Source organism: Bacillus pretiosus (genome assembly GCF_052947655.1).
On the sequence record NZ_CM129593.1, the window covers coordinates 1,524,691 to 1,531,566 of the forward strand.

The following is a 6,876-nucleotide window of genomic DNA, read 5'->3' on the forward strand; positions in this document are numbered from 1 at the left end:
ATCTATGATTCGTGAAACAAATCAAGCCAAGTTGTATACGATTCCGGCTCAAGAAAAGACCAGTATTTTGAATCGAAGTATAAAGCGCTTGTTTGATATTATATTTTCACTCATATTGTTACTATTAACGCTACCAATTATGTTGTTCTTTTGTATTATGATTGCTTTCGAAACAGCAGGAGCTCCAATTTATTTTCAAGAACGTTTAGGGATTAATGGAAGGAAATTTAATGTATTTAAATTAAGATCGATGGTAAAAGATGCTGAAATAAATGGACCACAATGGGCAAATGAAAATGATCCAAGAATTACTAAAGTTGGATCGTTTATAAGGAAAACGAGAATTGATGAGTTACCGCAACTTTTAAATATTTTAAAAGGTGATATGTCTTTTGTCGGACCAAGACCAGAGAGAGAGTATTTTTATAAACAATTTGATACGTATATTCCAGAATTCAAGAATCGTTTAATAGTGAAGCCAGGGTTGACAGGATGGGCACAAATAAATGGAGGATATAATCTTGATCCGAAAGAAAAGTTGAAATTGGATATGGAGTATATTGAATTGAAAACGATTAAGATGGATATTCGGATTTTATGTAAAACTGTTTTAATAGTATTGAACGGTAATGGTGCAAGATAAATATATGTAAGTAGGTTGCTTGCAAAGGAGAGCAGGTATGGGGAGATCTATTTTAAATAATATTATCCATCTATTTTATAGCACAATTTTAGCTAATCTTCTTCAGGCTGTGAGTTTAATTGTTTTAGCAAATTTTTTTAATGCACAAAATTATGGGATGTTTAGTGTTGCCATAGCAGTGACGTTTGTTATGTTATTTTTTACAGATTTAGGACTTACGAATACGTTTCTTCGAGAAGGGGCAAAAGATGGAGTAGACTTAGAGACAATTTTATCGTCGTATATAAAAGTAAGGATGATTCTACTTATTTTTATTTCTATAATCGGCTATATTGCTATTCATTATATGTATGCGGATAGAAATTTGATTTATATGATGATAAACGTAATGTTTTTCATGTTAATAGGATTAACTTGGCAAAATATAGGGATTGCCTACTTTCAGCTGACGGAGCGTATGAAGTATATAGCGCTTATTAAAGTTGTATCAGCGGCAGTTGTCATTATCATTACATGTTTTTGTATTTTCGTAGAGTTACCAGTTTATATAACTGCTCGTTTATATGGATTTGGTTATATGATTGGTGGTGTATTCAGCATATATGTAATGAAAAGAAAGACGAGTATGAATATGAAGGTCGTAATTCATAAAGCGTTATTTTGGCAATTGACACCTTTTATTATTAGTGGTTTTTTAATAATGAGTACGCCACAATTAGCACCTATCTTACTTAACTATACATTGCCATTAAGTATGGTAGGTGTTTTCGCAGTGGCGTATCGGATGCCAGCAGCTTTATATCAAGTGCCAGGGGTGATTGCAGGTGCATTTTATCCAGTACTCTTTAAGCATTATAATCAGAATAATTTAGAAGAGCATACGAAATTAAACTTACTTCAAATAAAATCAATGGCGATTGTGGGAATATGTATGACGATAGGTTTATATCATTTAGCGCCATACTTTATTTCTATATTTTTTCAGGAGGAATGGAGAAATGCAGTAGAACCACTCCAAATATTATCATTTCTCATTGTGCTGCAAAGTTTAAATATTGCTATAGCTGACGGCTTAACAACGAGTGGACGTCAAAATAAAAGAACGGTGGTGCAATGTATAGCATTAGTGATAGGTGGGATTATGCTTTATAGCTTTAGTAGTATTGGTGGAGTGATAGGAGCGGCTTACGCTATGGTTTTATTTGAAATTGTGGCTTTAGTTGGGTATATAGCGGTAAGTGTAGTGAAGAAAAAAATTGTATTCCAAATTGTAATACCGTATACAATTTATTTTGGCGTAACTTTTATTGGAGTGCAATATATATTGCACACATATCATTTCATTGCGCTCGTTCTGAATACGTTAATCGTAGTAGTTGGTATATTCCTATATGATTACGAGCTGAAAAAACTTCTTCTTTCGTTTATAAGAAAAACACGCAAAAAGGATTATATTACGAAACAGGGGATATAGCCTATGGAAAATAATATAAAGATATCGATGAAATGGATTATGCTCTTAATATTATTTGTCATGTTAAGTAAATACAACATATATATTGGATTTTCGCTGAAGATATATATGATTTTTTTAGTTATATATTTTTGTTTAACAATTAAAAACTTTCATATTCAAAAGCTATATTTTCATGAAGTTGTATTTTTACTATTTTATTTCATCTATTGTTTGAGTGGAATTCTTTCTATATATTTAAATGCTAGTATTCGTATGATTCTTGGTGTGCTACTTGTTTTAGGGTGTTATTTTATAATGAGAAATTTATTAGGAAATGTTGAAATAGCAACACTCGAATCATCTATCGTCTATGTAGGATTCGTATTTAATGTTGTAAGCCTAATACTTTATATAGTCGGTTTACAGCACTTTGGATTATACGGTGGAGAAGAGAGAGAAATTTTTGCTGGACTATTAGTTGATAGAGGGTATCCAAGATTAATTGGTTTGCTAGATGATCCTAACATTTTTATTTTTTATAATACAATATTTTTTATGTATTATATGACAAATCTACATAATATGACGAACATTATAGGATTGATTTTATGTGTTACGACAAGTTTATTAACTTTTTCAAGAGGAGGGATATTAGCACTTATGCTTGTCGTTTTTGTATATATATGTACATCTAGTTTTGCAAAAAAAATAAAAATAATGATAAGTTTACTATTATTTGGTGTAGTGATTTTTAGTTTATCAAATAGTGTAATGGGTGGCCAATTGGATGACATATTGAATAAACGAATTTCTGATTTTTCGCACGATAATGGAAGTGGTAGATTTACATTATGGGAAGCTGCTTTTAAATATTATTTATCCAATCCATATATCGGAATCGGTGCGTTTAATTTTTCGAATTATTATGAGTTTCAATTTAATGAAAAGTTATATGTACACAATACATTTTTAGAAATTTTATCTGAATCGGGTACAATTGGTTTTCTTTTATATAGCGCTTTTTTATTCATATTAATGTTCAAGTTAACGCAGTATACTTTGTTTCGTGAAAAACCGTACCTTTTATTGACTATAATTGCATTTTTATTTCAGATGATGTCATTGTCACTTATTATTAACGAAGCGTTCTTTTTATTTTTAGCAATGGTTGTGAAGTACATTTCAATATATGAAGGAAGGGGAAAGGTAGATGGTAAAATGTCTATCAGTACATAATAAGGCGCCTCATGTTTCTGTAATAACACCTTCTTATAATAGTATACGATTTATAGGTGAGACGATTTTATCTGTACAGAATCAATCATATGAAGATTGGGAAATGATTATCGTTGATGACGCTTCAACTGACCAATCTCTTGCAAAAATTAAAGAGATAATAGAAGGAGACTCGCGTATTAGATTATTCTCATTAAAAGAAAATGTTGGTGCTGCTAAAGCTCGGAATATAGCGATTGAAGAGGCGAGAGGAAGGTATATTGCCTTTTTAGATAGCGATGATATATGGTTGCCTCATAAATTGAAGACGCAATTGTTATTTATGGAAGAAATGAATGCGGCCTTTTCATATGCATCGTATAGTTTAATCGATGAAAACAGTAATGAACTAAATCGTGAAGTGGATGTACCAAAATTTGTTGACTATCATTGTTTGGCAGGAAATACAATTATCGGTTGTTTAACAGTAATGATTGATCGTGAAAAAATTCCGCATATTGAAATGCCTAGTGTACAGCCGGAAGATACAGCGTTATGGCTGAACTTATTACATGAAGGACATGAAGCGAAAGGGATACAGCAAGTGTTAGCGAAGTATAGAATTGTAGCAAATTCTGTTTCGAGAAATAAAATTAGAGCCGCTTTTCGTTATTGGAAATTATTAAGGGAACAAAAGCGACTTAATGCTGTGCAAATCCTTTACTATTTTAGTAAGTATGCTTATCATGCCTATAGAAAAAATAAAATCAATGTAGTTGGGAAGACGCAATTATGAATATATTGTTGATGACAGATAAATTGATAACTGGAGGAGCCGAGAGTTATTTCTGTAAATTGGAAAGCAATTTGCGTGATGAGAAATTTACGGTTTATACAGCTGCAGGTGATGGAGAACTATATGAGTCTCTTACTAGAAAAGAAAATTTCATGTTACTTAGTCGATGGAATCATTTGAGAAATATTCATTACTTACGAAGTGAGATTTGTAAACGAAAGATAGAACTTATTCATGCAAATAGTTTGCGAATGGTATTATATGCCTTTTCAATTCAAAAGTTCATGAAAAAAAAGATAAAAGTCGTGTATACGAAACATAATGTAACGATATTAGAAAAGAAAATGCCAACTCTTTTTCGTTATTTTATAAATAAATATGTGAATAATATTATTACAGTAAGTGAGTTTGAAAAAAATAATTTAATTTCAATGCATGTAGCAGAAGAGAAAATAAAGACAATTTATAACGGTGTGGATATTGAAAAGTTTTTATTCCAGCAGAAAAAGACAGAATCTATTTATAAAATAGGGATATTAGCAAGACTATCCAAGGAGAAAAACCATCAATTATTTGTAAAAATTGCAAATGTGTTAAAAAAAAGAGATGACTTTTTGTTTTATATTGCTGGTGATGGACCAGAAAAAGAATCTATTATGAAAGAAATAGAAAAGTATGGATTGCAGCAAAGTGTAAAGATGTTAGGGAATATTTCAGAGCCACATAGGTTTATAGGAAATATGAATGCCCTACTTTTATTATCTTTTCGTGAAGTGTTTCCAATGGTGGTAATTGAAGCAATGGCTACAGGAACACCGATTGTTTCAATAGATGTTGGCGGAATAAATGAAGCGGTAATAGATGGAGAATCAGGTGTTTTGGTATCTGAATATTGCGAATTAGGGTTTGCAAGTGAGCTTGAGGAACTACAAGGAAATGAGGAAAAGGTGAATCGTATTAGACTGAAAGCACGAGAGAAAGCAGAGAGATATTTCTCATTAACTAAAATGATAGAAGAAACGAAAAGTATATATGAATTAAACAAATGACCGTGCAAGTCGTTTGTTTTTTTTATTAGAGAAACTTTTAAGAGAAAACTCACATATTATATGAAAAAGGTAATATGAGGAGTGAATTTATTTTGTCAGAATATATTTCTTCCCAAGAAGATTGTGCACCAGAAAATAGTGTCCATATTGATTGTTTTGGTGCAGTTCCGAACTCAGGGAATGATAGCTCATTAGCAATTCAACAAGCTATAAATTATTGTGTAGCGAACCGAATTTCGACGGTTAGAATTACAGGGATTAATACGTACAAAATTGTAAAACCGATTGTTATTAAATCAAATGTAAGATTAGAGCTAGATCCTACTGTTACGTTGCAAATTGATGGAGATTTTAATGCGTTTGAACTGCAACAAAATGCGTCTATTACAGGTGGTACAGTTCAAGTTATAAACCCAGTGTTTCAATCTGCTGTCATTTATGTTTTCGGTTCACAACAAATAGAAGTTCCTAATCACTCTCTTATATCAAATATTAATATAATAAATGCAACGTCGTCATATAAAGGTAAGGCTATACACTTTTATTGTCAAAAAGCATGGGATTATATTAGTTTCTTTCAAGTTAACTTTATTCAAATTAAAAACTTTCAAACTGCAATACATTTGAAGACAGAATATATAGATGATATAAATACACCTTGTTGGATTAACGCAAATGTATTTCAATCTATATTTATTGATGGATGTCAGTATGGGATAGAAGTTGATGGAAACAGTGATTTACCAAATGAAAGTTCAGGAAATACGTTTCATGATATTCAAGTACAATGTAGACAGCAAACGAAAAAAGTCATTCGTTGTACGGGTGCCTATAATACATTTGATTGTATGATTTGGGATACGTACCGGATGAGTAGTGAACAGATTGTCATTGAATTTTCTTCTAATTCACATCGTAACTACCTTTTTTCAAATTTACTTTCCACAACTATTGTAGATAAAGGGCAATACAATGTTTGTACGTCTACCTATGAAGAATCTCTTCGAATTCAGTTACCGATTACGTTAAATAAACCACATTTAATAGGGAATCAAGATGATATTTTAGTAAACGCTCCGCAGAAGTATACTGTTAAGCAAGTAAGTGGGAAATTACCTTACGGGGGGAATCTCGTAAATTGCTTTAATTTAATAGATGAACAAAGTGTAAACTATATCGATGTTCCAGATAGTAATCCAGTTGTGATTGAGCTAGATTTTACGAAAAATCCAATCAAAATGTTAAATTGTTTTGGAATGTATTTTGGATGGGGAGAGAGCCCGAAGAAAATTAAAATTGAATATGCATTAAGTGCAACTGGAAATTGGGTTGTTGCATCGGATGTTCCATTAAATGTAGGCGATACAATTATATCGAATATGAAGGCGAGTCAACTATATAAAGTAAGAATTACATTGAGTGGTTATTCTCAAGACCATAAGCGTTTTCGGATTAATCGTATGTTTGCAAGATCGTCGATGGAAAATGGGAATGCTTGGTTAGCGACAACTGGTGGAAGAATGTTTGGAGATATTGAAATAGAAGCAAGTAAAGGTATCATTATGAAGACTGCTAGTGGAGCGAAATGGAAAGTAACGATTAATGAGGCTGGTCAGCTTATTACGACTAAAATAACTTGAGATGATGATTGGTTGTAAATGCTTGGACGAGTTATTAGGTATTACGATAAAGGGAATAAAAAAGAGATTGTAATTTG

General features: G+C 31.6%; 6 protein-coding genes. All 6 read left to right on the forward strand.

Annotated features, from left to right (window positions below):
- The first annotated feature begins 4 nt into the window (after window positions 1-4).
- The 6 genes from ACU8YW_RS08035 to ACU8YW_RS08060 all read left to right on the forward strand — a co-directional run bounded on the left by ACU8YW_RS08035 (window position 5) and on the right by ACU8YW_RS08060 (window position 6,799).
- Window positions 5-643, forward strand: a complete 639-nt coding sequence (locus ACU8YW_RS08035) for a sugar transferase (RefSeq protein WP_426933800.1) — start codon at window positions 5-7, stop codon at window positions 641-643.
- A 37-nt stretch (window positions 644-680) separates the two neighbouring features.
- Complete coding sequence (locus ACU8YW_RS08040) at window positions 681-2,117, forward strand: oligosaccharide flippase family protein (protein WP_141542765.1); 1,437 nt, start codon at window positions 681-683, stop codon at window positions 2,115-2,117.
- Window positions 2,118-2,120: 3 nt separating this feature from the next.
- On the forward strand, window positions 2,121-3,335 hold the full coding sequence (locus ACU8YW_RS08045; protein ID WP_088062742.1) for an O-antigen ligase family protein: 1,215 nt from the start codon (window positions 2,121-2,123) through the stop codon (window positions 3,333-3,335).
- Complete coding sequence (locus ACU8YW_RS08050; protein WP_098134017.1) at window positions 3,310-4,110, forward strand: glycosyltransferase family 2 protein; 801 nt, start codon at window positions 3,310-3,312, stop codon at window positions 4,108-4,110. Before ACU8YW_RS08045 ends, ACU8YW_RS08050 begins: the two co-directional genes overlap by 26 nt.
- Window positions 4,107-5,159, forward strand: coding sequence for a glycosyltransferase family 4 protein (locus ACU8YW_RS08055; protein WP_097889729.1), 1,053 nt, complete (start codon window positions 4,107-4,109; stop codon window positions 5,157-5,159). The genes ACU8YW_RS08050 and ACU8YW_RS08055 overlap by 4 nt, the downstream gene beginning before the upstream one ends.
- A gap of 92 nt (window positions 5,160-5,251) precedes the next feature.
- Entirely contained in the window at window positions 5,252-6,799 is a 1,548-nt protein-coding gene (locus ACU8YW_RS08060; protein ID WP_426933799.1) for a glycoside hydrolase family protein, read from the forward strand.
- Window positions 6,800-6,876 lie beyond the last annotated feature (77 nt).

Coding starts and splice junctions, on each gene's coding strand:
- ACU8YW_RS08035 (WP_426933800.1), top strand. CDS start 5: ATGATTCGTGAAACAAATCAAGCCAAGTTGTATACGATTCCGGCTCAA.
- ACU8YW_RS08040 (WP_141542765.1), top strand. CDS start 681: ATGGGGAGATCTATTTTAAATAATATTATCCATCTATTTTATAGCACA.
- ACU8YW_RS08045 (WP_088062742.1), top strand. CDS start 2,121: ATGGAAAATAATATAAAGATATCGATGAAATGGATTATGCTCTTAATA.
- ACU8YW_RS08050 (WP_098134017.1), top strand. CDS start 3,310: ATGGTAAAATGTCTATCAGTACATAATAAGGCGCCTCATGTTTCTGTA.
- ACU8YW_RS08055 (WP_097889729.1), top strand. CDS start 4,107: ATGAATATATTGTTGATGACAGATAAATTGATAACTGGAGGAGCCGAG.